At 44.8% G+C, this 26,801-nt stretch carries 21 protein-coding genes and 2 tRNA genes; 5 read left to right on the forward strand and 18 right to left on the reverse strand.

All coding sequences use genetic code 11. The features are described 5' to 3' along the window. Positions 1–8 precede the first annotated feature (8 nt). A complete protein-coding gene (locus Xets_RS08170) occupies positions 9–980 on the reverse strand; it encodes an HlyD family secretion protein (RefSeq protein WP_099132618.1) in 972 nt (323 codons plus the stop codon). A gap of 907 nt (positions 981–1,887) precedes the next feature. Here Xets_RS08170 and Xets_RS08175 point away from each other — a divergent pair. From Xets_RS08175 to Xets_RS08190, 4 genes are all read left to right on the forward strand, one after another. Further along, entirely contained in the window at positions 1,888–4,959 is a 3,072-nt protein-coding gene (locus Xets_RS08175; RefSeq protein ID WP_099132619.1) for an inverse autotransporter beta domain-containing protein, read from the forward strand. Positions 4,960–5,151: 192 nt separating this feature from the next. Continuing rightward, positions 5,152–6,855, forward strand: coding sequence for a sensor histidine kinase (locus Xets_RS08180; protein ID WP_187651432.1), 1,704 nt, complete (start codon positions 5,152–5,154; stop codon positions 6,853–6,855). Positions 6,856–6,857: 2 nt separating this feature from the next. Then, positions 6,858–7,577, forward strand: a complete 720-nt coding sequence (gene btsR, locus Xets_RS08185; protein ID WP_099132621.1) for a two-component system response regulator BtsR — start codon at positions 6,858–6,860, stop codon at positions 7,575–7,577. Positions 7,578–7,876: 299 nt separating this feature from the next. After that, positions 7,877–8,023, forward strand: coding sequence for a hypothetical protein (locus Xets_RS08190; RefSeq protein WP_187651433.1), 147 nt, complete (start codon positions 7,877–7,879; stop codon positions 8,021–8,023). A gap of 122 nt (positions 8,024–8,145) precedes the next feature. Here Xets_RS08190 and Xets_RS08195 read toward each other — a convergent pair whose 3' ends face one another. The 17 genes from Xets_RS08195 to rlmE form a co-directional block, all read right to left on the reverse strand. Further along, on the reverse strand, positions 8,146–10,056 hold the full coding sequence (locus tag Xets_RS08195; protein WP_187651434.1) for a DEAD/DEAH family ATP-dependent RNA helicase: 1,911 nt from the start codon (positions 10,054–10,056) through the stop codon (positions 8,146–8,148). Then, positions 10,046–10,126 carry a protein YrbN gene (gene yrbN / locus Xets_RS28340; RefSeq protein WP_120211369.1) on the reverse strand — a complete coding sequence of 27 codons (81 nt, stop codon included), beginning with the start codon at positions 10,124–10,126 and terminating at the stop codon, positions 10,046–10,048. Before yrbN ends, Xets_RS08195 begins: the two co-directional genes overlap by 11 nt. A gap of 100 nt (positions 10,127–10,226) precedes the next feature. Continuing rightward, positions 10,227–11,111, reverse strand: coding sequence for a lipoprotein NlpI (gene nlpI, locus Xets_RS08205; protein WP_099132624.1), 885 nt, complete (start codon positions 11,109–11,111; stop codon positions 10,227–10,229). Positions 11,112–11,294: 183 nt separating this feature from the next. Further along, the gene (pnp, locus tag Xets_RS08210; RefSeq protein ID WP_099132625.1) at positions 11,295–13,433 is read right to left on the reverse strand and encodes a polyribonucleotide nucleotidyltransferase; all 2,139 of its coding nucleotides are present in this window, start codon (positions 13,431–13,433) and stop codon (positions 11,295–11,297) included. A 264-nt stretch (positions 13,434–13,697) separates the two neighbouring features. Then, complete coding sequence (gene rpsO, locus Xets_RS08215; protein ID WP_099132626.1) at positions 13,698–13,967, reverse strand: 30S ribosomal protein S15; 270 nt, start codon at positions 13,965–13,967, stop codon at positions 13,698–13,700. A 175-nt stretch (positions 13,968–14,142) separates the two neighbouring features. Beyond that, positions 14,143–15,084: a tRNA pseudouridine(55) synthase TruB gene (gene truB, locus Xets_RS08220; protein WP_099132627.1), complete on the reverse strand. Its 942-nt coding sequence runs from the start codon at positions 15,082–15,084 to the stop codon at positions 14,143–14,145. After that, complete coding sequence (gene rbfA / locus Xets_RS08225; RefSeq protein WP_099132628.1) at positions 15,084–15,494, reverse strand: 30S ribosome-binding factor RbfA; 411 nt, start codon at positions 15,492–15,494, stop codon at positions 15,084–15,086. The genes truB and rbfA overlap by 1 nt, the downstream gene beginning before the upstream one ends. Positions 15,495–15,568: 74 nt before the next feature. Beyond that, on the reverse strand, positions 15,569–18,337 hold the full coding sequence (gene infB, locus Xets_RS08230; protein WP_099132629.1) for a translation initiation factor IF-2: 2,769 nt from the start codon (positions 18,335–18,337) through the stop codon (positions 15,569–15,571). A 25-nt stretch (positions 18,338–18,362) separates the two neighbouring features. After that, positions 18,363–19,871: a transcription termination factor NusA gene (gene nusA / locus Xets_RS08235; protein WP_099132630.1), complete on the reverse strand. Its 1,509-nt coding sequence runs from the start codon at positions 19,869–19,871 to the stop codon at positions 18,363–18,365. 21 nt (positions 19,872–19,892) lie between these two features. Beyond that, on the reverse strand, positions 19,893–20,345 hold the full coding sequence (gene rimP, locus Xets_RS08240; protein WP_139292463.1) for a ribosome maturation factor RimP: 453 nt from the start codon (positions 20,343–20,345) through the stop codon (positions 19,893–19,895). 224 nt (positions 20,346–20,569) lie between these two features. Further along, a tRNA-Met gene (locus Xets_RS08245) sits at positions 20,570–20,646 on the reverse strand. A gap of 58 nt (positions 20,647–20,704) precedes the next feature. After that, positions 20,705–20,794 (reverse strand) — tRNA-Leu (locus Xets_RS08250). A gap of 85 nt (positions 20,795–20,879) precedes the next feature. Next, entirely contained in the window at positions 20,880–21,218 is a 339-nt protein-coding gene (gene secG, locus Xets_RS08255; protein ID WP_099132631.1) for a preprotein translocase subunit SecG, read from the reverse strand. A 179-nt stretch (positions 21,219–21,397) separates the two neighbouring features. Then, positions 21,398–22,735 carry a phosphoglucosamine mutase gene (gene glmM, locus Xets_RS08260; RefSeq protein ID WP_099132632.1) on the reverse strand — a complete coding sequence of 446 codons (1,338 nt, stop codon included), beginning with the start codon at positions 22,733–22,735 and terminating at the stop codon, positions 21,398–21,400. 96 nt (positions 22,736–22,831) lie between these two features. Beyond that, entirely contained in the window at positions 22,832–23,674 is an 843-nt protein-coding gene (gene folP, locus Xets_RS08265; RefSeq protein ID WP_187651435.1) for a dihydropteroate synthase, read from the reverse strand. 66 nt (positions 23,675–23,740) lie between these two features. Beyond that, positions 23,741–25,660: an ATP-dependent zinc metalloprotease FtsH gene (gene ftsH, locus Xets_RS08270; RefSeq protein ID WP_099132634.1), complete on the reverse strand. Its 1,920-nt coding sequence runs from the start codon at positions 25,658–25,660 to the stop codon at positions 23,741–23,743. 48 nt (positions 25,661–25,708) lie between these two features. Further along, a complete protein-coding gene (rlmE, locus tag Xets_RS08275) occupies positions 25,709–26,338 on the reverse strand; it encodes a 23S rRNA (uridine(2552)-2'-O)-methyltransferase RlmE (RefSeq protein ID WP_074019936.1) in 630 nt (209 codons plus the stop codon). 134 nt (positions 26,339–26,472) lie between these two features. On the opposite strand from rlmE, the gene yhbY reads away from it, so the two are divergent. Further along, on the forward strand, positions 26,473–26,766 hold the full coding sequence (yhbY, locus tag Xets_RS08280) for a ribosome assembly RNA-binding protein YhbY (protein ID WP_047766250.1): 294 nt from the start codon (positions 26,473–26,475) through the stop codon (positions 26,764–26,766). The last annotated feature ends 35 nt before the right edge of the window (positions 26,767–26,801 follow it).

Below are 26,801 nucleotides of genomic sequence, written 5' to 3' on the forward strand. Positions count from 1 at the left end.
TTTATACCTTACTTATTCCAGAGCCATAAGGCACTCATACCCGGACGTAAGCCATCAACGGGTTGCAATGGATATAACCGAACCTCAAACGTTCTCAGGTCAAAATCCCCCGTCGCCCGGGTTGCGCGTTTCGTTGCATAATCCCCCATTGGCGCGATATAACGGATTTCAGCTTCAATCTCTTTATTTCCCAGTGCAGGTACACGCAATTTAATTTTGTCGCCCTTGCGAACGTTCGCCAAAATATTTTCACGCAGGTTATAAACAAAATAAGCCTCTGAAATACGTATCAATGTCGCCAACGGGCTATTAGCATTAAAAAGTTGACCAACTTCTGCCGGCAATGGCCCGATTTCGCCATCAACAGGGGCTTTGACTTGCAGATCATCACTCTGTATTTTCAATTCACGCAGGTTTTCTTCTGCTTCATTCAATGCTGCCTGAAACTGCTGTCTTAACTCTATACGGTCGCCATTTTTTCCTTCATCCAAATCTGCTTTAGCCCCCAACATCTTTTGATAGGCAATATCCCGTGCGTTGCGTGCATTATCCAGAGCACTGGCAGATACATAGCCGTTGGCTGACATATTTTTGAGGCGATTAAATTCACGTTGTGCGTTTGTGTACTCTGATTGGGCCTGTGCAAAAATAGCTTCTAAATTTCGAATGTTCTCCTCTCGAGTTCCATGCAGGGATAATTCAAGTTTTGCCTTAGCTTGATCACGTACAGCTTGCGCCGCGGCAACTTTAGCCGCCAGTTCAGGACTATCAAGACTCACCATCAGTTGTCCTGCTTTGACACTATCTCCTCGTTCAATATGGACCTTAACGACTCGCCCCATCGCTTTAGACGCAACAATAACTTCTGGCGCATCAACCTCTCCTTGCAACAAGAGCTCCTGACTATGGGAACGGAAAAGTACTGCCATCGCGATTAGAAAAATAATCAGTAATATTGTGAAAAGTGTTCTTTTCTTCATTATGTTCTGCAAGCCTTAAGCGTACTATCAGATCAAAATTTTCGATAAAATTACAGCCAGCCCGATATTATTTACAGTGTCAGTTAAGTTAAGGCAAACCGCATAAACTATGCCTAAATATTCTCCACTGCCTAAATTTTAGCACTTCCGGGGAAAAACCCCTTATCAGTGATAAATACTGCCATAAACCCTATAACGCTGGTAAGCAAAGGTCATATCGGTATAAAACCCCATAATAATAGTATGATGTTTTTTAACAAATATAAAACATTTAACACATCATCATATAAAACTGAATAGTAATCACAAAAACAATTAGTTAATTAAATTTATATTAATTAATTTAATAGAGAGGATGAATTAATCGCTATAATTCTTTTTCATTCAAGATAAATATTGAAAAAATAAAAGACCTGCGAAAAATAAACGTAAATTATGCAATAAAATTAAATATTTCAATTAAAATTATAAATTCGTATTTATTAATAGAGTAAAAAAACAAATGCTATCTTTCAGCCCCAAATATTTTCGATAACTATTCATTCCCAATAAGAATCAGCTGATTTTATTTTATAACAAAATAGAAAACAAATAATAAACAAATCATGTTTTCTTGCATTTTTATAACAATCAGAAAAAAGGCATTAAGATAATATAAAACAAAATGATAACCATTTATTTTTACTTAATTATTTAAATAAAATGGGGTTTAAATATCAAATTGATTGATATAAAAAGTTATATTGATCAAAAAATAATTTTATGCTGGAATAAAAAACCACACTTGGCGTTTTTCTCCCTAATTACACGACTTATGGCAGGCAGTAAATAGAAAATAATATCCTGGAATGGATAGGTTTGCTGCTGGCTATCGCATGGTATTTTTTATTGTTACGGGTCTATAGATATGAACAAAAAATTCGATAAGCCACGCTTACATAATAAGCAAAGTTTGGTGAAACGTGTAGCCTGGGTGAACATTGTCACCCAACTTGCGTTTCCCGTTGCTGGTGCATTCACTCCCGTTATCGCTACTGCCGAAACCCTCTCAACTTTTCAAAATGAAACATGGGGATTACCAACAGAGCCTTATGTCCTGAAATCAGGAGAAAATGTCAAAATCGTCGCTAAACGTTATGGTTTAACTGTCTCTGATTTAAAAAAAATCAACCAATTGCGTACCTTTGATAAGCCTTTTATCACACTCGGAGTGGGTAGCGAGATTGATGTTCCAAAACCTCGAAACAATAAATTTTTACCTTTTAACTATTCCTCATCAGAAATCTCTTTATCAAAGCAACCTTTATTAAAACAATCATCATTAGAACAACCCTCATTAGACAAAGTCCCTCTTAAAGAAGACAAGTCTTCTATTGATGAAAATTCTAGTAATCTGGCTGAGATTTCCTCTCGCATTGGCCAGTTACTAGCCAGTGACGACATTAAGAATAATGCAGCAAGCCAATTAAACAGCCTGGCAATGGGCGAAGCCAATCAGAAAATTCAAAATTGGTTGGGACGCTATGGCACTGCTCGTGTACAGCTTAATATAGATAGTCATGGCCATTTGAATGACAGCCAATTTGATATGTTACTGCCGCTGTATGATACCTATCACCAGATGATTTTTACACAGTTCGGCTTGCGCCATATTGATAAACGCAATACCGCCAATATTGGATTTGGACAACGTCATTTTTTTGATGATTGGATGCTGGGCTACAATGCTTTCTTCGACCACGATATCACTGGTGATAATAGCCGACTCGGTCTTGGGGCAGAATATGCCCGCAATTACCTGAAATTAGCGGCTAACGGCTATATTCGCTTAAGTAATTGGAAAGAATCCCGCCTATTGACCGATTATGATGAGCGCCCCGCCAATGGCTTCGACCTGAAAGTACAAGGTTATTTGCCTTCTTTACCACAATTCGGTGGTAAGTTGGTGTATGAGCAATATTTCGGGAATGAAGTTGGGCTTATGAGTAAAGACCATCGCCAGAAAAATCCCTCGGCCTTCACTTTCGGGGTTGATTACACGCCTATCCCATTGCTGACTTTCGGTATTGACCGCAAACAAGCTATGTCCGGTGGTGGGGAAACCCTGTTCAATATCGAACTGAGTTATGAGATTGGTACGCCATGGGCTAAACAGATTGATCCAGATGCAGTAGCATTTAAGCGCTCTCTGCAAGGCAGTCGCTATGATCTGGTTGATCGCAACAACCAGATCGTTTTGGAATATCGCAAACGTGAAGTGATCTCTCTGGCAATAGATAATTTGATTATTGGTCATGCGAGAGATACCAAACCTCTCCATGTCAGTGTCAACAGCAAATATGGGTTTAAAGATATTGAGTGGGATGCAGCAGACTTTTTTGCCAATGGAGGTAATATCCAACACCAAGGTAGCACACACTACCTATTGACCTTGCCCAAATATCAATCTCAGGGCAACAATACCTACACGGTGGGAGCTATTGCTTACGATGAGCACGGCAATACATCCAAACGGGCTGAAGTAAAAGTACAAGTGCTTCCCGCTGTAGTTAATGCTAATAAATCCACCTTCTCAGCAAAAGACAAAGAGCTTCTGGCTGATGGTCATGTCACTACCCTCCTGACATTAACTCTGAAAGATAAAGATGACAAACCTATACGCGGAGCTGCCTCAGACATCAAATTGGTCTCAAGTGGATTAAGTGGAAATGGCAGTGATCCCAAGATCGATAAAATGAAAGAAGTCCAACCGGGTATCTATGAATCTAAACTCACTGCTGGCGAAAAGAGCGGGGTACTGAAAATCACTCCAGAAGTAGAGGGTATTATCATCAAGCCCGTCGAGATCATGTTCGTACATCCTGAGGCGCCAATCGTCAAAAATTTAGCCATAGCTGGCAAATTGGAGATGGGCCAGAAATTAAGCGCAACCTATACCTTTAATCCTAATCATGGCGACCCAACGGATAAATCAATCTATGTCTGGGGCAATAAGGGCAATATTGACATAACCAAAGGCCATACAATAACAGAATCAGGCAAGATCCCCGACTATACATTGACACTGTCAGATGCGGGTAGGGTGAAAGAGATTGCTGTTCAGGCAAAAAATGCGATGGATCGTATCGGCAATACACAGAGCGTTGATACCAGCATGAGTGCCGATCAAGGAAACCATACCCATGATGGTGGAAAAGGGGGTACTGTCAGAGGGCTAGCCGACGATATGACGATCACAGTAAGCGCTGATAAGGTTAAAAACCATGAACCGATCATACTGAAAATCAAAACGCTAAATCACGAACAGCCAGCCCAAAATGTCGCAGTCAGAGTTAACGCCATCAAGTCACTGAATCGTCAGAATGTTACTGAGAAAATCACGGCTTTACTGAGAGGCAAATCAGGTACGTACCAAGGTTTCACGGACGATCAAGGTGTTTTGTCTATTGCCGTGACCGATCCGAACGGGCTTGGCGTGAAGACGACATTATCTATCTCAGTGGACGGTATTGCGGCCTCACAAACTAAAGATGTCATTTTTACTGTGGCTACCAGCCCAGACGTTCCCGTAGCTAATTTTTGGGGGCATATGCCTGATACCGTAGTGGCTGAAAATGGCGTTATCTTTAAGCGCCCTCGATTGCAAGCAGAACTAATGGCTAATCATTTATTCGGACAGGACACTTATACCGAAGATGGCGAAATATGGCCACGCCGTCACGCAACAGGAGCCGCATGGTACTGTAAGAAAATACATAGCAAGTTGCCAACAAAAGAAGATTTGATGGCTCTGTACCGGGTCCATCCAAACAATGCAATGCATGACCAACTTGGTTGGCCTGAACGTCGCTCCTATCGTTCTGCAACGATAGGGAAAGACGAAAAAGGGAAAGATGAACATTACGTTGTGAATATAAACGAAGGATTTGAACATGTTGTCAGTGATAAAGTCTATGATTACGTTATCTGTAAAGAATAACGCCATTTGTAAGTCATTTTCATTGTCTGGCAAAATCCGCCCCAAGAGGGGCGGATAATTCTTCCCCAGTCCTATAAAGACGTTATCCTGCCACACCTATTGACTTGACGGTGTTAAATTCTACCTTTGATAATAGCGTCTTAAATTTTTATCGTTATTAATCACATATTATTAATTACAAAATGAAAATATATGTACGAATTTAACCTTGTGTTGTTATTACTTCAGCAGATGTGTATCTATCTGGTGATCGCTTGGCTCCTGAGTAAAACCCCCCTGTTTATTCCCTTGTTGCAAGTAACTGGCCGTTTACCTCATCAGCTGATGTGTTACGTAATTTTTTCCATCTTCTGCATTATGGGAACGTATTTTGGGCTAAATGTTAACGATTCGATTGCCAATACCCGTGCGATTGGTGCTGTGTTGGGAGGCTTTCTCGGCGGACCAACAGTCGGTGCGATGGTAGGGTTCACTGGGGGTTTACACCGCTATTCTCTCGGCGGGATGACTGCATTTAGCTGTATGGTATCCACCATTGTAGAAGGTGTATTGGGTGGCCTTGTACATATTTATTTGATGAAAAAAGGACAGATCAATAAATTATTGAACCCGTGGACGGCGGCCATTGTCACTTTCCTTGCTGAATGTAACCAAATGGGCATTATCCTGCTACTTGCCAATCCTTTTAGTGAAGCTCTGAGTTTAGTAAAAGATATTGCTGCCCCCATGATCATCGCCAATAGTATCGGGGCGGCCATGTTTATCCGTATCTTATTGGACAGACGCGCTATTTTCGAAAAATACACCAGCGCTTTTTCTGCCCAAGCGTTAAAAATTGCTGTTTGTACAGAGGGAATTTTACGTAAGGGATTCAATGAAGATAATAGTATGCGCGTAGCCAAAGTTATCTATCAGGAGTTAGAGATCGGGGCCGTCGCGATTACGGATAGGGAGAAGTTACTGGCGTTTATTGGTATCGGCTCAGATCACCATTTACCCGGCACCCCGATTGCTTCCAAACAGTCTCATCGTGCCATTGAGAATAATGAAGTTGTCTATGCCGATGGCAATGAAACTCCTTATTGCTGTTCCCTTAGCTCAACCTGCAAACTTGGCTCCGCTCTGGTAATCCCTTTACGGGGGGAAAACCAACAGGTTATTGGTACTATCAAACTCTACGAAGCCAAGAATCGTCTATTCAGTTCCATCAATCGCACATTGGGAGAGGGAATTGCCAGCCTGCTTTCTGCCCAAATTCTTGCCGGACAGTACGAACGGAATAAACAATCTTTGCTACAATCAGAAATAAAGCTCCTTCACGCGCAAGTGAATCCTCACTTTTTATTTAATGCCTTAAATACACTGCAAGCTGTTATCCGTCGGGATAGCCAGCAGGCAGGCCAGCTTGTGCAGTATCTCTCAACATTTTTCCGTAAGAATTTAAAGCGACCTGAAGATATCGCCACGTTAGAAAATGAGCTAGAGCATGTAAACGCTTACTTACAAATTGAAAAGGCCCGTTTCCGTGAACACCTCCAAATTGCTATCGAGATACCTGAATCCTTACGCAATGCACGGTTACCAGCCTTTTCCCTCCAACCAATGGTAGAAAATGCCATTAAACATGGCACATCACAGTTACTGGATACAGGAAGAATTACGATTAGAGCCTATCAAGAAGACCAATTGCTATTGGCAGAGATTGAAGATAATGCAGGGCTATATTGCCCCAAAAAAGTGGGGGATGAAGGTCTTGGGATGAGCTTAGTAGATAAACGTCTGCGGCTTCGTTATGGTAAACAGTATGGGGTGAGAGTTGATTGTCAACCAGAAGAATTTACCCGTGTCATTTTGTGTTTGCCATTAGAAAAAAAACAGGCTAAAAAAGCGGCGTAAATATGAATATATTGATTGTTGACGATGAGCCATTGGCTCGTGAAAATCTACGTTGTCTGCTGGCAGAGGAAACTGATATTCAAATCATGGGAGAATGTGCCAACGCAGTCGAAGCGATTGGTGCCATCCATCGTCTGAAACCCGATGTTGTTTTCCTCGATATTCAAATGCCCCGTATTACCGGACTGGAAATGGTGGGTATGCTCGATCCAGAGCATCGCCCTTACATTGTTTTCCTGACTGCATTTGATGAATATGCAGTGCAAGCCTTTGAAGAACATGCATTCGATTATTTATTGAAGCCGCTGGAAAAAGAGCGCCTGAGTAAGACACTGCAACGACTGCGTTCTGGCTATCAAAAACAAAATCTGGCAGATCTTCAACGTGAAGATGAACAACTGAAATATATTCCCTGCACTGGACATAGCCGAATCTGGCTGATGCCATTGGATGATGTTCTGTATGTCACTTCCCGCCTGAGTGGTGTATATGTCATGAACGCTAACGGGCAGGAAGGCTTTACCGAGTTGACCCTGCGGACACTGGAAACCCGCACGTCACTAACTCGCTGCCATCGCCAGTATTTAGTCAACATGACCCAATTACGGGAAATTGTTTTTGGAGACAATGGGCAGGCAGAGCTGGTACTGAGCAATGATAAGCGTATTCCAGTTAGTCGTCGTTATCTGAAACCGCTTAAGGAAGCATTGGGGTTAAATTAATCACCGCTTAGGGCATAATTTCTCAACCCTACAGGAAAATAAACAAAGGAAATGCCCTTGGCGGATTTTTATCTCAAAATTAAAACTAACCTAATGATCCTGAAAAACCTAAAAAATCAGCAAGATCTTGAGATTACGGGAAATTTCAGTACCCCACGTTTGCTGATCGGTGACTTTTATAACGCGATGTTTCAATTAAATGCTCTGCTCAATCAGCATGGCTTCCTACAAGGAATTAAGCAGCTTTTTGAGTGCAAACACCGTATCCATTGGATCAAAATGAAGGAGGATTGTGTCCTGTGGAAGAACGAATTTTGCAGGAAGTGGCACATGCTGGTTTCAAAGGCAAGTTAAGAAAACGCATTATTCATCAAGGTGAGCGCTTACTTTCAGATGCTGAGGTCAAAGCTGAATTAAACAAACATATTACTAAGAAAAAACTTTAATAAAATCAGCAAAATAAATAGCAAAAGCCCTTTCTCTTAACGGAGAAAGGGCTTTATTTAATTCATCATTGCGATATTTTCAATGCAACGATAAATCAAGCAAGTCAATGAAAAATTAGTGCTTATACATTGCCATTGCTTTGACGGCGACGTGGTGCTTCATCGTTGCTGCGACCGCGGAAAGAACCACGCTCACCACCGCGACGTTCGTTGTTAAAACGACGACCACCGTTATTACCAAAACCATCACGGTCACGACGTGGGCCATTGCCACCATTGCCACCATTACCGCCGTTACCATTGCGGCCACCACGACGCTCACGGCGTTCAAATGGTTGCGCATCACCCATCAACTGCATATTCATTGGTTTGTTCAGAATACGAGTACGGGTGAAGTGAGACAGCAACTCCCCTGGCATCCCTTTTGGCAGTTCAATCGTAGAGTGGGTAGCAAACAGTTTGATATTACCGATATAACGGCTGCTGATATCACCTTCATTTGCAATTGCGCCCACAATATGGCGAACTTCAACACCATCATCACGACCAACTTCAATGCGATACAGTTCCATATCACCCACGTCACGACGCTCACGACGAGGACGATCACCTCTGTCACGCTCACCAAAGCTATTACTGTTACTATTGCTATTGCTATTGCGACGACGGTCATCACGATCGTTGAATTCACGGCGAGGACGACGCACTGGATCGGGTGGCAGAATAAGTGGGCGCTCACCTTGTGCCATTTTCAGCAGGGCTGCTGCCAGTGTTTCCATATCCAGATCATCGCCGGTTCCCAGTTTAGACAACAATGCGCGGTATTGATCCAGATCGCTGCTTTCCAGTTGATTCTGAACATTGGCCGCAAATTTCTCCAGACGACGCTGGCTCAGAAGCTCTGCGTTTGGCAGTTCAACTTCCGGGATTGTCAGTTTCATGGTGCGTTCAACGTTACGCAGCAAACGACGTTCGCGGTTTTCAACAAACAACAGGGCACGACCCGCACGGCCAGCGCGACCGGTACGACCGATACGGTGTACATAAGATTCTGCATCCATTGGGATGTCGTAGTTAACAACCAAACTAATGCGATCAACATCCAGGCCACGAGCAGCTACATCAGTCGCAATCAGAATGTCCAAACGGCCATCTTTCAAGCGCTCAAGTGTCTGTTCACGCAGAGCCTGGTTCATGTCACCATTCAATGCCGCAGAGTTGTAGCCGTTACGCTCCAGCGTTTCTGCAACTTCCAGCGTTGCATTCTTGGTGCGCACGAAAATAATCGCAGCATCAAAATCTTCTGCTTCAAGGAAACGCACCAACGCTTCATTTTTGCGCATACCGTAAACAGACCAGTAGCTTTGGCTAATGTCAGGACGGTTTGTCACACTGCTCTGAATACGAACTTCCTGTGGATCATTCATGAAACGACGAGTGATGCGGCGGATCGCTTCTGGCATTGTCGCGGAGAACAGCGCGGTTTGATGTTCAGCAGGGATCTGGCTCATGATGTTTTCAACATCTTCGATAAAGCCCATACGCAACATTTCGTCAGCTTCATCCAGTACCAAACCTTTCAGGTTGGACAGATCCAATGTTCCACGTTTCAGGTGGTCGAGTAAACGTCCCGGCGTTCCCACCACAACTTGTGGTCCCTGACGCAAGGCACGTAACTGAACGTCATAACGCTGTCCACCGTAAAGTGCAACAACATTCACATTGCGCATATGTTTGGAAAAATCTGAACACGCTTCAGCAACCTGCACCGCCAGTTCACGGGTTGGCGCTAACACAAGGATTTGTGGCGCTTTAAGTTCAGCATCAATGTTATTCAATAAAGGTAAGCTGAAAGCGGCGGTCTTACCACTGCCCGTCTGTGCCATACCCAGCACATCACGGCCGCTCAGCAGGTGTGGAATACATTGTTGTTGAATAGGAGAAGGCTTCTCATAGCCCAGGTCTCCCAACGCAGAAAGGATAGGTGCTGATAAACCTAAATCAGCAAAAGAGATTTCAGTCTCAGTGGTCATGTAATGGTGCCTCATTGATCATGGCGGCCAGTCTACATAACACAGTGAAAAGAATTTCTGTCATTTTCATTTAAAATGTGAACTGGCTCAAATTATGTTATTAAACGAACAAACAAGCCCCCATCTCCAGAGATGCGGACTTTAAAATCTGTCGTGAAAATGTTCGTCAGCTATTGTTGGTTCGATTCCGATAAATCATCTTGTTTTTGGCCCAATAGCGCCAATTCCAACAATGCGTAGCGGTGCTCAACAAAGTTATGCACATTGTTAGCCACCGTCAGCTTGAATAACGCAGTTGCGCTATCCTCATCCCCCAGACTTAGGTAATGTTTACCTAAATAGAAGTCAGTTTCACTGAGATGCTCAGCGAGCGAAGTGTTATCTGTTGAACCCTGTTTTAAGCGTTCCATCAATATTTTTTCACCGATTTTGCCTAAATAGAATTCAACAATATTCCAGCCCCATCTTCCCCGGTTCGCTTTGTCAAAATGGTGCGACAAATTAGTCATTGCAGCCTTAGGATCAATTTTATCTTCCACAAGGTACAACCACAACGAACGGAAGGGATCATTTGGATCGTCTTGATAAAACGCCTGCAGATCATCCTGCGCCAATCGATAGCGGCCACCGTAATACAGTGCAATGCCGCGATTCATTCGCGCGTAGTTGTAAGTTGGATCAAGCTCTAAAACAGAATCAAACGCTTCATAGGCAGAATCAAAATTGCCTGCCTGCGTAAAATAAATTCCCAGATAATTAAAAATTTCAGGAATATCAGGGCGGATAGACAAAGCCACTGAAAAATCATTCTGCGCCAGTGCCCTCAGCCCGAGGCTATCATACAGCACACCTCGTTCATATAAAAGCTGTGCATATTCATCTTCCGTTAGTGACCGACTCGCAAGTATTTGCTCCATGCGAGCCAGAATAACCTCTTGTTGCAATGTTGGTTGTAATGGAATAGCAATCACTTCATTTTTACGCCACCCAGTGCCGCTACATCCCACAAGGAGAAAAATAGCCGCAACATAACACCAGCGCAGAAAAGAATTCATTTCCCACTCCCGAAGCCAGACATCAATCAGAATGCCCTATTACTCCACCCACATTGTATATTTCAGGCGTCCTGCCCAAAATTGACGTTCTCTCATCTTTCAAACTACTGCTAAGAACAATAACTCGAAATTTATTGAGATAAACGGCGCCCTTTTTACAGGACGCCGCTCTTTACGTCAAATTTATTCTACTGATGATTCCGGTGATTGCAATTCTGCGTCAGTTGTAATCACGGCTTCTTTCATGCTCAGGCGGATACGTCCCTGACGGTCAATTTCCAGCACTTTCACAGGAACTTCTTGCCCGATTTGCAGATAATCAGTGACTTTCTCTACACGTTTTTCGGCGATCTGAGAAATGTGTACCAGCCCTTCTTTACCGCCGCCGATAGCAACGAATGCACCAAAATCAACAATGCGGGTCACTTTACCAGCATAAATACGACCCACTTCAACTTCCGCAGTGATTTCTTCGATACGTCTGATAGCATGACGTGCTTTGTCACTGTCAGTCGCCGCAATCTTCACTGTACCGTCGTCTTCAATTTCAATGGTAGTCCCTGTTTCTTCCGTCAATGCGCGGATCACGGAACCCCCTTTACCAATCACGTCTTTGATCTTGTCTGGGTTGATCTTGATAGTGTGGATACGTGGTGCAAATTCAGAAATATCATTGCGTGGACAATTAATTGCCTGTTCCATCACATTCAGGATGTGCAGACGAGCACCTTTAGCCTGATTCAGAGCAATCTGCATAATTTCACGGGTAATACCTTCGATTTTGATGTCCATTTGTAGTGCGCTGACACCATCACGGCTACCCGCAACTTTAAAGTCCATGTCGCCCAGATGATCTTCGTCACCCAGAATGTCCGACAGAACAACAAAGTTTTCCCCTTCTTTCACCAGCCCCATTGCGATACCCGCAACGGCTGCCTTAATTGGCACACCTGCATCCATCAATGCCAGTGATGCACCACAGACAGAAGCCATAGAGGAAGAACCGTTGGATTCAGTGATTTCAGATACCACGCGAACGGTATATGGGAATTCGTTGATGCCTGGCATCACAGCCAATACACCACGTTTCGCCAGACGACCGTGACCAATTTCACGACGTTTTGGTGAACCGACCATGCCAGTTTCACCGACAGAGTACGGAGGGAAGTTGTAGTGGAACAGGAAGCGATCTGTACGCTCACCCATCAGCTCATCGATAACCTGAGCATCACGCTCTGTGCCCAGTGTTGCAGTTACCAATGCCTGAGTTTCACCACGGGTAAACAGGGATGAACCATGAGTACGTGGCAGTACACCTGTGCGAACGTCCAGAGCACGAACCATGTCTTTTTCACGGCCATCAATACGCGGTTCACCACGCAAAACACGGCTACGAACAACATTTTTCTCCAGAATAGCGAGAACTTCAAGCACTTCGGTTTCTTCCAGTTCAACGCCTTTTTCTGCAAATTCTGCCAGGATAGCCACAGTGACTTCTTCTTTGATACTATCAACCTGAGCATAACGTTCCTGCTTCTCAGTAATACGATAAGCATCACCCAGACGGCTTTCAGCCAGTTCTGCAACACGATCGTGCAGAGGTTGATTAACAGGCACTGGTGCCCAATCCCATTTCTCTTTACCTGCTTCAGCAACCAGCGCATTGATGTTATCAATCACAATCTGTTGTTGCTCATGACCAAACACAACCGCACCCAACATTTGCTCTTCAGTCAGCAGTTCCGCTTCGGACTCTACCATCAGCACCGCGTTATTTGTACCTGCAACGACCAGATCCAAACGGCTGTGTTTCAGCTCATCGCTAGTTGGGTTCAGAACGTACTGATCGTTAATATAACCAACACGCGCAGCACCAATTGGACCATTGAATGGAATACCAGACAGCGCCAGTGCAGCGGAAGAGCCGATCATGGCAACGATATCAGGGTTTACTTGTGGATTAACAGAAACGACTGTCGCGATGATTTGAACTTCATTCAGGAAACCTTCTGGAAACAGAGGGCGTAGAGGGCGGTCAATAAGACGAGCAACTAATGTTTCACCTTCTCCCGGACGGCCTTCGCGACGGAAAAAACTTCCCGGAATACGGCCAGCAGCGTAAGTACGCTCCTGATAGTTAACGGTCAGAGGGAAGAAATCCTGACCTGCTTTGACTTTCTTTTGACCAACAACGGTGACAAATACCGCTGTGTCATCCATATTTACCATAACGGCTGCTGTCGCCTGACGAGCCATCATGCCAGTTTCGATGGTCACAGTGTGCTGACCATACTGAAATTTACGAACAATCGGATTAAGCAAAATAATTTTCCTTTGTTAATGTTGCCGATTTAAGAAACCAGCAACAATGGATTTTCTCTTCTTGCTACACCCTCACGACTAATGACAGTGCTCACTGCTTTGAGGACTCTCATTAGCCGCGCGAGTCACTGTAGCGGAAGAGGTTCAAGTTTTAGAAACGGTGCAAAAAACAGTAGATTAAATTTTCCGATTCTGTTTCCTGACAATTCCGTTTCCTAGAAGAAAAGGGGCCCGATTAGGCCCCTTTCCACTGAAACTCATCAATTAGCGACGCAGTCCCAGACGCTCAATCAGAGCAGTATAGCGTGCCACATCTTTACGCTTCAGGTAGTCCAGTTGCTTACGACGCTGTGCAACCTTTCTCAGCAGACCACGACGGCTGTGGTGATCTTTTTTGTGCTCTGAAAAGTGACCTTGCAGGTGGTTGATGTCAGCAGTCAGCAGTGCGATCTGAACTTCGCTGGAACCACTGTCGTTAGCGCCGCGACCAAATTCAGCAATAATCTGCGCTTTTGCAGCAGTACTTAGAGACATAGTATAACTCCAAATATGTAATTTAAAATGACGAGTGCCGATCTCTAATTCAGCCACTCATGTACAGACGCGGTATTCTACGCTGCAAATAGGTGAAGCGCAAGACAGCACAATCACCGTCATTCTGTGCCCCAACTCAATTTACCTGCTGCAAATTCCTTGTCTGTTGCTATCATTATTCCGTTTCAACAACCAAACGGCGTGGAGCCACTAGTCCATCATCATCAATCACTGCAATGCCGATAAATTTATTTTCATCACCTTCGGTCACCCTCACCCATTCATCTGAAGCCAAATTATGTTTGCTGCGAACCGGCTGGCCTTGTTTGAAGTAAGACGCAACGACAGATGTTAAGTGAATGACAGGAAAATGAACCACGGCGGTATCCATTGGTAGCAATAATGGATCAAGCAATTCCCACGCCTCAATTTCTTGATCTTCAGCTTGTTGGTTTAACTCATATAACTGTTCCAACGTTACCATTCTTTGATTGGGATAATTGGCAACCTGCAAACGACGCAGATAAATGACATGCGCGCCACAACCCAAAAGTTCCCCTAAATCATCAATGATGGTACGAATATAAGTGCCCTTGGAACAGTGTATTTCCAATTCCAGCTCATTCCCTTCCCAGCGAATGAATTGTAATTCATAAACAGTGATAGGACGCGCTTCACGCTCAACTTCAATACCCTGACGGGCATATTCGTATAGCGGTTTTCCCTGATGTTTCAATGCAGAGTACATAGAAGGAACCTGCATGGTATCACCACGGAATTGATCCAATGCAGCATTGAGCTGAGATTCGGTGATTTTTACGTCGCGCTCACTGATGATTGTTCCATGTGAATCCGACGTATCTGTACGTTGCCCCAAACGGGCAATCACACGATAGCGTTTGTCAGAATCCAGCAAGAATTGGGAAAATTTGGTCGCTTCACCCAGGCAAATCGGCAACATGCCTGTCGCCAATGGATCGAGTGCACCAGTATGACCCGCCTTACTGGCATTAAAAATCCGCCTGACTTTCTGTAACGCATCATTGGAGGAGATATCCTGTGGCTTATCCAGCAACAGTACACCGTGTATAGCACGGCCTTTACGACGGCGCCCCATCATTTTTCCTCATTGTGATCCGCAGATGCGCGACGCTTCTCATCATTTTTAACGACGTTGCTAACCAAATTCGACATACGCATCCCTTCCACCAAAGAACTGTCATAAGAGAATGTCAGCTCAGGAATGATACGCAGGCGCATCGCTTTACCCAGTAGGGAACGAATAAAACCAGAGGCTTCGTTCAATGCCTTGATGCCTTCTTTAACCATATCTGAATCATGCCCGTCCACCAGTACGTTCAGAAAGGTGACAAATACTTTGGCATAAGCCAGATCGCGGGAAACCTCAACACCGGAGACTGTCGCCATACCGATACGGGGATCTTTGATTTCACGCTGTAAGATGATGGCAATTTCTTTTTGCATTTCCTGTGCAACGCGCTGAGTACGACTAAATTCTCTTGCCATTGTTATATCTCCTGACATTTTGGGGGGCATAAAGCCCCCCAAGAATGGAATGAATCTATTGATAAATAACGGTATTAATCGATGGAGCGTTTAATTTCAATCACTTCAAAGACTTCAATCATGTCACCAACGCGAACATCATTGTAGTTCTTCACACCGATACCACATTCCATACCATTACGGACTTCGTTAACGTCATCCTTAAAGCGACGTAAGGATTCCAATTCACCTTCGTAAATAACAACGTTATCGCGCAGTACGCGGATCGGATTATTACGCTTGATGGAACCTTCTGTCACCATACAACCAGCAATAGCACCAAATTTCGGTGACTTAAACACATCACGAACTTCGGCAAGACCCATGATCTGCTGTTTGTATTCTGGTGCCAGCATACCGCTCATAGCCTGTTTGATCTCATCAATCAGGTTATAAATAACGGAGTAGTAACGCAGATCCAGACTTTCGTTTTCAATGATACGACGTGCAGAAGCATCAGCACGAACGTTGAAGCCCAGAATAATTGCCTCAGATGCTGCTGCCAGCGTCGCATCAGTTTCAGTGATACCACCCACACCAGAACCGATGATTTTCACTTTAACTTCATCAGTAGACAATTTCAGCAATGAGTCACTAATTGCTTCACATGTACCTTGAACATCCGTTTTCAGAACAATGTTCAGTTCAGATACCTTGCCTTCTTCTAAGTTAGCGAAGATGTTTTCCAGCTTAGCTTTATGCTGACGAGCCAATTTCACTTCACGGAATTTACCCTGACGATACAAGGCCACTTCACGCGCTTTTTTCTCATCACGAACAACCGTTGCTTCATCACCCGCAGATGGCACATTGGACAGACCCAAAATTTCCACTGGGATAGATGGACCAGCCGAAGTCACTTCGCGGCCAAGTTCGTTACGCATTGCACGAATACGGCCATATTCGAAGCCACACAGAACGATATCGCCTTTGTTCAGCGTACCAGACTGAACCAGAATGGTTGCAACTGGGCCACGGCCTTTATCCAGGAAGGATTCAATGACCACACCGTTTGCCATACCCGTGCGTACCGCTTTCAGTTCAAGGACTTCAGACTGAAGCAAAATGGCTTCCAGCAATTCATCAATACCAATACCAGCTTTGGCAGACACATTGATGAACTGGTTTTCACCGCCCCACTCTTCTGAAATGATGCCGTATTGCGACAATTCATTCTTCACGCGATCCGGATCAGCTTCTGGCTTATCGATCTTGTTCACAGCAACAACAACGGGTACGTTGGCTGCTTTAGCGTGCTGAATAGCTTCTACGGTCTGTGGCATCACACCATCATCCGCTGCTACAACCAGAACAACGATGTCTGTTGCTTTCGCACCACGTGCACGCATGGAGGTAAACGCAGCATGGCCTGGGGTATCCAAGAAGGTGATCATGCCTTTTTCAGTTTTCACATGATACGCACCAATGTGCTGGGTAATACCACCAGCTTCTCCAGAAGCCACTTTAGTGGAACGGATATAGTCCAGCAGAGAAGTTTTACCGTGGTCAACGTGCCCCATGATGGTAACAACTGGTGCACGAGACTCTGCCTGGGTTTCACCCGTATCACGATCACTCATCAGCGCTTCTTCCAGTTCGTTTTCACGACGGAGAATAACTTTGTGCCCCATTTCTTCGGCAACCAGTTGTGCTGTTTCTTGGTCGATAACTTGGTTGATGGTTACCATTGCGCCCATGTTCATCATGGTCTTAATGACCTGAGCACCTTTAACGGCCATTTTGTTAGCCAATTCTGCAACAGTAATGGTCTCACCAATCACAACGTCACGGTTAACCGCGACAACAGGTTTCGTGAAACTCTGCTGTAAGGTACTAGGCTTACGTTGTTTACCTTTGGTACGACCCACAGCGCGCGCTTCTTCGCGATCAGCTTTCGATTCAGAATGTTTGTTATTCTTTTTCTGGCGGGATTTGCCGCCACGAGAGCGGGAACGACGATCGCCTTCTACTTTGGCGTCATTTTCATCTTCCGCATCACGAGCATAGCGGGAAGTGGTTACGTGGTAGTCACTACTGTCACTGTTATCAGAGTCATCAGTCCATTTGTCTTGATTCTCTTCTGCCATTCGACGTGCTTCTTCTGCAACACGCTTCGCTTCCGCTTCCACCTTACGGCGCATTTCTTCTTCAGCTTTACGTTTTAAATTTGCAGCTTCGGCTTCCCGACGCGCTTTTTCATTTTGCACGGCAGAGTGAGTCTGATCTGATTTTGGTTTGTTTTCGGTATGTTGCTTAATCACTTTTTCTTTTTCCGCCGCCTCACGCGGAGACAGTTTAGCCTCTTCACGTTTGGCTTTTTCTTCTGCTTCACGTCGAGCGCTCTCTTCTGCTTCACGTTTGGCTTTTTCTTCAGCTTCACGTTTAGCTTGCTCTTCCGCGAATTTTTTCGCTTCAGCCTCAAGCCGCGCCTTCTCTTCTGCCTCGCGCCGAGCCTGCTCTTCCGCTTCACGCTGAGCCTGTTCTTCCGCTTTAGCCTGTTCAAGGGCATCACGGTTCACATATGTGCGTTTTTTGCGGACTTCAATCGCTACCGATTTACTTTTGCCACCGGTGCCAGGAACGTTCAGTGTACTGCGTGTTTTACGCTGTAGTGTCAATTTACCCGGCTGACCGCCAGAACCGCCTTGTTCACGGTTCAGGTAGGCCAGCAAAGCTTCTTTTTCTTTCTGGGAAACAGAGTCAGTTGCGGTTTTCTGAATGCCAGCATCAGCGAATTGCTGGATTAGACGTTCTTCCGATGTCTGGATCTCTTCTGCCAGTAATTTTACGGTTACCTCTGTCATTCTGTTCCTTCCTGCTACAGTTTATTTATGCATCATCGCCAAACCAACAGATATTGCGGGCTGCCATAATGAGTTCTCCTGCTTTCTCATCATTCAGTCCTTCGATATCAGATAAGTCGTCGATACCCTGCTCGGCAAGATCTTCCAGAGTGCAGATGCCACGGGCAGCCAGGTTAAACGCCAAAGTACGCTCCATGCCAGGCAGATTCAATAAATCTTCGGCAGGTTGCTGATCACCAAGACTCTCTTTCTGAGCCAGTTCCAGCGTCGTCAAGGCCGCTTTAGCGCGTTCACGAAGAACTTCAACGGTTTCTTCATCCAGTCCTTCTACTGCCAGAAGTTCATTGATTGGCACATAAGCCAGTTCTTCCAGCGTAGAGAAACCTTCCTCGACTAATACAGTGGCGAAATCTTCATCAATGTCGAGATGCTTAGTAAATGTATCAATAGAAGCGTGTGCTTCTGCCTGATGTTTTGCTTGTAGCTCTTCCGCAGTCATGACATTAAGTTCCCATTTGTCATCACCACGATGTTTTTTCAACAGTTGTGCCGCCAGACGAACGTTCTGACCATTACGTCCAATCGCCTGAGCAAGATTACTGTTTTCTACGGCAACATCCATAGTGCAGTTGTCTTCGTCAACCACAATAGATGCAACATCCGCCGGAGCCATTGCATTAATGACAAACTGCGCAGGGTTATCGTCCCACAGCACGATGTCAATTCTTTCACCGCCCAGTTCACTGGAAACGGCTTGTACCCTTGCACCACGCATACCAACACAAGCGCCAACAGGATCAATACGCTTATCGTTGGTTTTCACTGCGATCTTGGCACGGGAACCCGGATCACGAGCAGCCGCCTTGATCTCAATGATTTCTTCACCAATCTCAGGTACTTCGATGCGGAACAACTCAACCAACATCTCAGGACGAGAACGAGTGATGAAAAGCTGTGCACCACGTGCTTCAGGGCGAACATCATACAGAACACCACGCACGCGGTCACCTGGACGGAAATTTTCCCGTGGCAACATGTCTTCACGTAAAATGACCGCTTCAGCATTATTACCTAAATCTAAGGTAATATTTTCGCGGTTCACTTTTTTGACCTGACCGGTCACGATCTCACCCTGTTGTTCACGGAATTGATCAACAACCATTGCACGCTCAGCTTCACGTACTTTCTGTACGATAACCTGTTTTGCCGTCTGAGTCGTAATGCGGTCAAAGGTCACTGATTCAATTTGATCTTCAATATAACCACCCAGCTCAATCTCTGGGTTGTCAAATTTTGCCGCTTCCAGTGTGATTTCGCGCGTTGGCTGAGTCACTTCGTTAACAACTAACCAGCGACGGAAGGTATCAAAATCACCTGATTTACGATCAATACAAACGCGGACGTCGATTTCCTGCTCATACTTTTTCTTGGTGGCTGTCGCCAGTGCAATCTCTAATGCTTCGAAGATTTTTTCGCGAGGGAGTGATTTTTCATTAGAAACCGCCTCCACAACAGCCAGAATTTCTTTATTCATCCTAGTTGCCTCATTCGAACTTTAAAAGTGGGGTACCAGGTTCGCTTTCTGGATGTTGCTCAGTGCGAACACTTCGTCTTTTCCATCCACCGTAACCGTAATCATTTCACCATCAACTGCCTTGATGATACCTTGCCATTTGCGACGGTTCTGCATTGCCATGCGTAAAACCAAGCTGACTTCTTCACCTATAAAACGCTGGTAATGTTCAGCCTTAAACAGTGGACGCTCAAGCCCTGGTGAAGATATTTCCAGGTTATAAAGCCCAGGAATCGGATCTTCAACATCAAGCACTGCACTGACCTGGTGGCTAACATCAGCACAATTATCAACAGTGATACCCTCCTCACTATCGATATAGACTCGCAACGTCGATACACGAGCGCGAATAAACTCCAGGCCAACTAATTCAAAACCTAAAGCTTCAACTGGTGCTGAAATTATCTCTGTTAATTTTTGCTCTAATGTGGACAAGCCCACCCCCAAGACATAAAAAAAGGGCTATATTAGCCCAGTAGTTCTGCTGTCAAATAACAAAAAACCCCGACACTCGGGGCTTTATGCAACTGGACCCTGTTTACTGCCAGTGGTCTCAACCAACCTCTTTCTATACCTTTCAAAGCAACCTGTCAAATCAAGATCGACATCTCAATGGCTGCTGAGCTATTACTGTTGAAAAGGTACAGGTTGTTAAGAAGTGGTTGCGGGAGCCGGATTTGAACCGACGACCTTCGGGTTATGAGCCCGACGAGCTACCATGCTGCTCCATCCCGCGTTCGAAAACGTGGCAAATCTTACGCTGATAATACTAAAAACGCAAGTTTCTAGATTAATGGTGCCGAGGACGGGACTTGAACCCGTACGCCCGTTGTTTAGGCACTACCACCTCAAGGTAGCGTGTATACCAATTTCACCACCTCGGCACTGATTTTATAGGTTTGTTATTCTAATGGTTATCTAAACTCATGATTAAAATCAACAACCCTATTTTAATTCTGTTACTGAATGTTACTGTGGGATATCACTATTTGGTTTTGCTGGCGTTGCCGGAACTTCTGCCTGTTTTTCAACTTTTACAGGTTCGACAAGGTTATCCCATTTACTGTTGGAACCCGTCTTGTTGCTAGTCATGTTACCAAGAATCAGACTGATAACAATGAACAACGTGGCAAAAATAGCCGTCATGCGGGTCATAAAATTACCGGAACCCGATGAACCAAACAGCGTGTTAGATGCACCCGCGCCGAAAGAAGCACCCATATCAGCACCTTTACCTTGCTGTAGCAGAACCAGAGCGATTAGCCCGATACCAACCAGCAAGAATATACCTAAAAGAGCTTCATACATATGTTGTACCTGTTTCCTCGTGGCGTTTACCACAATTTCATAGCGACGTTATGTTGCATCACCCGCTCACAAAATTAGAAAAATTAACTTATTGAGCGGGTGTGAATACTAACCAAAGCGTATCAGACACGCAAGATTAATTTTAAATCCTGACGCTGATCGAGCAAAAAAACAACAAATCAGCCGATTTTTTTCACAGCATCAGCAATACGATGCGCTAATGTCGTGACTTGCTCTTCATCTTCGCCTTCCACCATGACACGAATCAATGGTTCTGTACCTGATTTACGCAGTAAAACACGACCACAACCATTCAATTCAGTCTCAACTGATTTTACAGTTTCAAGCACTGATTCTGATTGCAGGGGATCAACATCACCTGTAAAGCGAACGTTAACCAAAACTTGAGGTAAAAGCTTCATACCACTGCACAGATCATGCAAGCTCATATTATTGCGTACCATTGCACTCAAGACTTGCAATCCAGCAACAATACCGTCTCCTGTTGTGGTTTTGTCCAACAAAATGACATGGCCTGAATTTTCTGCGCCCAGACGCCAGCCTTTTTCCTGCAATTTTTCCAGAACATAGCGGTCGCCAACTTTCGCACGCTCAAATGGAATACCAAGCTGTTTCAGTGCCAACTCCAGCCCCATATTACTCATCAACGTCCCTACAGCACCACCACGTAACTGACCTTGTCTCAACGCCTCACGTGCAATGATATAAATGATCTGATCGCCATCAACCTTTTGCCCCAGATGATCAACCATAATGATACGGTCGCCATCACCATCAAATGCCAGACCTACGTGCGCTTGTTCTTCCAGTACGCGCTGTTGCAATAGACGGACATCTGTTGCACCACACTCTTCATTAATATTGATGCCATTAGGCTCACAACCAATGGTAATCACCTCCGCTCCCAACTCTCTGAGCACATTCGGTGCGATATGGTAGGTCGCACCATTGGCGCAATCTAAAACAATTTTCAATCCATTTAAACTTTGTTCACTGGGGAATGTCCCTTTACAAAATTCAATGTAACGACCCGCCGCATCAACTATCCGATTTGCCCGCCCTAACTCAGCAGATTCCACACAAGTCAGAGGTTTTTCCATTTCTGCTTCAATCGCCTCTTCAACATCATCCGGTAATTTAGTCCCATCGATAGAGAAGAATTTAATGCCGTTATCATAGTAAGGGTTGTGGGAAGCGGAAATGACAATCCCGGCTTCAGCACGAAAAGTACGTGTCAGATACGCCACGGCTGGTGTTGGCATCGGGCCGGTAAAGGATGCCGACAGTCCCGCAGCGGCTAACCCTGCTTCCAACGCGGATTCCAACATATAACCTGAGATTCGGGTATCTTTACCAATAATAATTTTGCGAGAACCATGACGCGCCAACACTTTTCCCGCAGCCCAACCAAGTTTCAATACAAAGTCAGGGGTAATTGGGGTATTCCCCACTCTGCCACGGATACCGTCAGTGCCAAAATATTTACGGTTACTCATAAATTTCTTTCCTTTACTGAACCAATTTTCTGCTCTCAGCGTTTTTTTGCTGACATCATGTTCTTTACAAACGGTGTATTTTACAAACTATATATTCTATGAACATGGATTCTTTTCAGATAGCGTTTCATGAACAACTTGCATTGCCTGAACGGTTTCTTTTACATCATGTACACGGATAATCTGGGCACCTTTCATGGCTGCAATCACAGCACAAGCAACGCTTCCTGCCACACGCTGCTGCGGTGGCACATCAAGTAATTGACCAATCATGGACTTGCGTGACATCCCCGCCAGAATAGGGAATCCCAAATGATGAAATTCTTGCAAGTGAGCCAATAACTGATAATTATGCGATAAGTTCTTACCAAAACCGAAACCCGGATCAAGAATCAGGTTATTTTTCGCGATACCCGCCGCAACACAACGCTCAATTTGCTGTATCAGGAAGGTTTTTACTTCCGATACAACATCTTCATAGTGAGGTTCTGTTTGCATGGTGCGAGGTTGTCCCTGCATATGCATCAAGCAAATTGGCAAACCACTTTGTGCTGCCGCTTCAAGTGCTCCAGATTCCTGCAACGCACGGACGTCATTGATAATATGCGCTCCTGCCTTGGCTGATTCCCGCATAACAGCAGCTTTTGAGGTATCAACAGAGATCCAGATATCAAAGCGCTGTGCCAGTACCTCAATCACCGGAATAACACGATCCAGCTCTTCCTGTTCACTTACTTCATTCGCTCCAGGACGAGTCGATTCTCCTCCCACATCAATAATTGTTGCTCCCTCTTTGATCATCTCAGCAGCATGTTTCAATACCGAATCAAAAGTATTATGGATTCCACCATCAGAGAAGGAATCGGGAGTGACATTCAAAATGCCCATTACTTGTGGGCAGGAAAGATCAAGGACGCTGCCTCTGGCTGTCAGTTTCATCGCTAGGTGCCTTAATGTCAAAACCCCAGGACAAGCCTGGGGTTTAATGTAGGGTTGTTAGCCACGTTATGCGGTTGGGTTACCATCCGCAGGCTTTGACGTTTGCTGCTGAGATGGGGTGTTATGACGGTTATTACTATTACCGCTATTCTTATCTCCTTCCCAACCTGCCGGTGGACGTACTGTTGTACGATTCATCAGATCATCAATCTGAGGAGCATCAATGGTTTCATACTTCATCAATGCATCTTTCATTGAATGAAGAATATCCATATTATCCATCAGAATCTGACGCGCACGTAAATAGTTACGATCGATGATGGCCTTCACTTCCTGATCGATTAAACGCGCGGTGTCTTCAGACATATGTTTTGCTTTAGCAACCGAACGACCGAGGAAAACTTCACCCTCTTCTTCCGCATACAGCAATGGCCCCAGTTTTTCTGAGAAACCCCACTGTGTCACCATGTTACGTGCAATAGATGTCGCCACTTTAATATCGTTGGACGCACCGGTAGAAACATTATCTACACCATAGATAATTTCTTCCGCTAACCGGCCACCGTATAAGGTTGAAATTTGGCTCTCCAACTTCTGACGGCTTGCACTGATCTGATCGCCCTCTGGCAAGAAGAACGTCACACCCAACGCTCGGCCACGCGGGATAATCGTCACTTTATGCACGGGATCGTGTTCTGGAACCAAACGACCAATAATGGCATGCCCTGCTTCATGGTATGCGGTGGATTCTTTCTGTTCCTCCGTCATAACCATTGAACGGCGTTCTGCCCCCATCATGATCTTATCTTTGGCTTTTTCGAACTCAACCATAGAAACAACGCGCTTGTTACCGCGAGCGGCAAACAAAGCAGCTTCATTCACAAGGTTAGCCAAATCCGCACCAGAGAAACCTGGTGTACCACGAGCAATGACCGATGCATCAATATCAGTATCCAGCGGAATGCGACGCATATGAACTTTCAGGATTTGCTCACGGCCACGAACATCTGGCAGGCCAACAACGACCTGACGGTCAAAACGGCCAGGACGTAACAAAGCTGGATCGAGAACATCAGGACGGTTAGTCGCTGCGATAACAATAATGCCTTCGTTACCTTCAAAGCCATCCATTTCAACCAGCATTTGGTTCAGCGTCTGTTCACGTTCATCATGTCCGCCACCCAGACCAGCACCACGCTGACGACCGACTGCATCAATTTCGTCAATAAAGATGATGCACGGTGCAGCTTTTTTTGCCTGTTCAAACATATCACGAACACGGGAAGCACCAACACCAACGAACATTTCAACGAAATCAGAACCAGAGATAGTGAAGAAAGGGACTTTCGCTTCGCCAGCAATAGCTTTAGCCAACAATGTCTTACCCGTACCTGGAGGGCCAACCATCAGGATGCCTTTCGGGATCTTACCACCCAGTTTTTGGAAACGGCCAGGTTCACGCAGATATTCAACCAATTCGCCCACTTCTTCTTTTGCTTCATCACAACCAGCAACATCGGCAAACGTGGTTTTGATCTGATCTTCAGTCAACATACGGGCTTTGCTTTTACCAAAAGACATCGCCCCCTTACCACCACCGCCTTGCATTTGGCGCATAAAGAAGATCCAGACGCCAATGAGCAGTAACATTGGGAACCATGAAATAAAGAGGGTCGCCAACAGGCCTTGCTGTTCTGGTGGTTCACCAACAACTTTTACCTGCTTATTGAGTAGGGTATCCAGCAACTTTTCATCCTGAATTGGCATATAAGTGCTGTATTTTCCACTGTTGTCTTTCTTAGTAAAATCAATGTCACGACCCGAAATACGTACTTCGCTTACTTGATTCTGCGATATCTCATTGATGAAATTAGAGTAATCTACCCTACGACCACTAGAATCGCCGGGACCAAAACTCTGGAACAATAACATCAAGACAACTGCGATGACTAACCAGAGAATCAGGTTTTTCGCCATGTCACTCAAGGGATTAACCTCATATTACAACTGTGTTAACAAATAGTAGTCAGGGTACTATACTTTCCGCCCTGTCGCTACAATGTATACTTCACGTGATCGTGCCCGCGAAGATTCTGGTTTACGAACTTTTACCTTCGCAAAAAGGGAGCGTATTTCCCTCAGGTATTCATCAAAGCCCTCTCCCTGAAATACTTTGACGATAAAACTACCCCCAGGGGCCAGCACATCACGACACATATCCAACGCTAACTCAACCAGATACATGGATCGGGGAATATCGACCGCGGGGGTTCCACTCATATTAGGAGCCATATCCGACATGACGACCTGGACTTTATTATCACCAACTCTCTCAAGTAATGTTTTCAATACCAGCTCATCACGAAAGTCTCCTTGAAGGAAATCAACTCCAACTATCGGATCCATCGGCAAAAGATCGCAAGCAATGACTCGCCCGCTATTACCAATCTGACTCACTACATACTGAGACCACCCACCAGGAGCAGCGCCTAAATCAACAACGGTCATGCCCGGTTTAAAGATTTTGTCGCTTTGCTGTATCTCATCAAGTTTAAACCAAGCGCGAGAGCGAAGCCCTTTTTTCTGCGCCTGGAGAACATATTTATCACTAAAATGTTCCTGTAACCAGCGACTTGAGCTTGCTGAGCGTTTTTTATTGGCCATTGTTCTTTCCAACTCTACTAATAAGGCGCCTTATTTTTTGCGTTCTCTTATCAAACCACACCACACTTTTATGGTGATAGATATGAGATGGCGGTAGAATATATCGTTTTCAATCCCAACTAAGCAAAAAAACGATGACTCTTAACAAGAAACAAATCCAATACCTGAAAAGTCTCGCCCATTCATTAAAGCCTGTCGTAATGATCGGTAACAATGGGTTGACCGAAGGTGTGTTGGCTGAAATCGAACAAACTCTTTCGCATCACGAGCTTATCAAAGTCAAAGTTGCAGGCGAAGACCGCGAAATAAAAACTTTGATCGCTGAAGCGATTGTTCGTGAAACGGGTGCACATAACGTGCAAATCATTGGCAAAATGTTAGTTCTCTACCGTCCATCGGAAGAACGCAAGATTAGTCTACCTAAATAATCACGGCATATTTATACAAAAGTGCCATATTAATT

The organism is Xenorhabdus sp. TS4 (assembly GCF_014467265.1).
Classification (GTDB): domain Bacteria; phylum Pseudomonadota; class Gammaproteobacteria; order Enterobacterales; family Enterobacteriaceae; genus Xenorhabdus; species Xenorhabdus ehlersii.

Excerpts from the sequence above, each read along its gene's own strand:
- nusA (WP_099132630.1), bottom strand. The coding sequence starts at position 19,871 with ATGAATAAAGAAATTCTGGCTGTTGTGGAGGCGGTTTCTAATGAAAAA.
- glmM (WP_099132632.1), bottom strand. The coding sequence starts at position 22,735 with ATGAGTAACCGTAAATATTTTGGCACTGACGGTATCCGTGGCAGAGTG.
- infB (WP_099132629.1), bottom strand. The coding sequence starts at position 18,337 with ATGACAGAGGTAACCGTAAAATTACTGGCAGAAGAGATCCAGACATCG.
- rpsO (WP_099132626.1), bottom strand. The coding sequence starts at position 13,967 with ATGTCTCTAAGTACTGCTGCAAAAGCGCAGATTATTGCTGAATTTGGT.
- rbfA (WP_099132628.1), bottom strand. The coding sequence starts at position 15,494 with ATGGCAAGAGAATTTAGTCGTACTCAGCGCGTTGCACAGGAAATGCAA.
- Xets_RS08170 (WP_099132618.1), bottom strand. The coding sequence starts at position 980 with ATGAAGAAAAGAACACTTTTCACAATATTACTGATTATTTTTCTAATC.
- rlmE (WP_074019936.1), bottom strand. The coding sequence starts at position 26,338 with ATGGCCAATAAAAAACGCTCAGCAAGCTCAAGTCGCTGGTTACAGGAA.
- btsR (WP_099132621.1), top strand. The coding sequence starts at position 6,858 with ATGAATATATTGATTGTTGACGATGAGCCATTGGCTCGTGAAAATCTA.
- secG (WP_099132631.1), bottom strand. The coding sequence starts at position 21,218 with ATGTATGAAGCTCTTTTAGGTATATTCTTGCTGGTTGGTATCGGGCTA.
- Xets_RS08175 (WP_099132619.1), top strand. The coding sequence starts at position 1,888 with ATGAACAAAAAATTCGATAAGCCACGCTTACATAATAAGCAAAGTTTG.
- Xets_RS08180 (WP_187651432.1), top strand. The coding sequence starts at position 5,152 with ATGTACGAATTTAACCTTGTGTTGTTATTACTTCAGCAGATGTGTATC.
- nlpI (WP_099132624.1), bottom strand. The coding sequence starts at position 11,111 with ATGAATTCTTTTCTGCGCTGGTGTTATGTTGCGGCTATTTTTCTCCTT.
- truB (WP_099132627.1), bottom strand. The coding sequence starts at position 15,084 with ATGGGGCGCCGTCGTAAAGGCCGTGCTATACACGGTGTACTGTTGCTG.
- folP (WP_187651435.1), bottom strand. The coding sequence starts at position 23,674 with ATGAAACTGACAGCCAGAGGCAGCGTCCTTGATCTTTCCTGCCCACAA.
- yrbN (WP_120211369.1), bottom strand. The coding sequence starts at position 10,126 with ATGAAAATGACAGAAATTCTTTTCACTGTGTTATGTAGACTGGCCGCC.
- Xets_RS08195 (WP_187651434.1), bottom strand. The coding sequence starts at position 10,056 with ATGACCACTGAGACTGAAATCTCTTTTGCTGATTTAGGTTTATCAGCA.
- yhbY (WP_047766250.1), top strand. The coding sequence starts at position 26,473 with ATGACTCTTAACAAGAAACAAATCCAATACCTGAAAAGTCTCGCCCAT.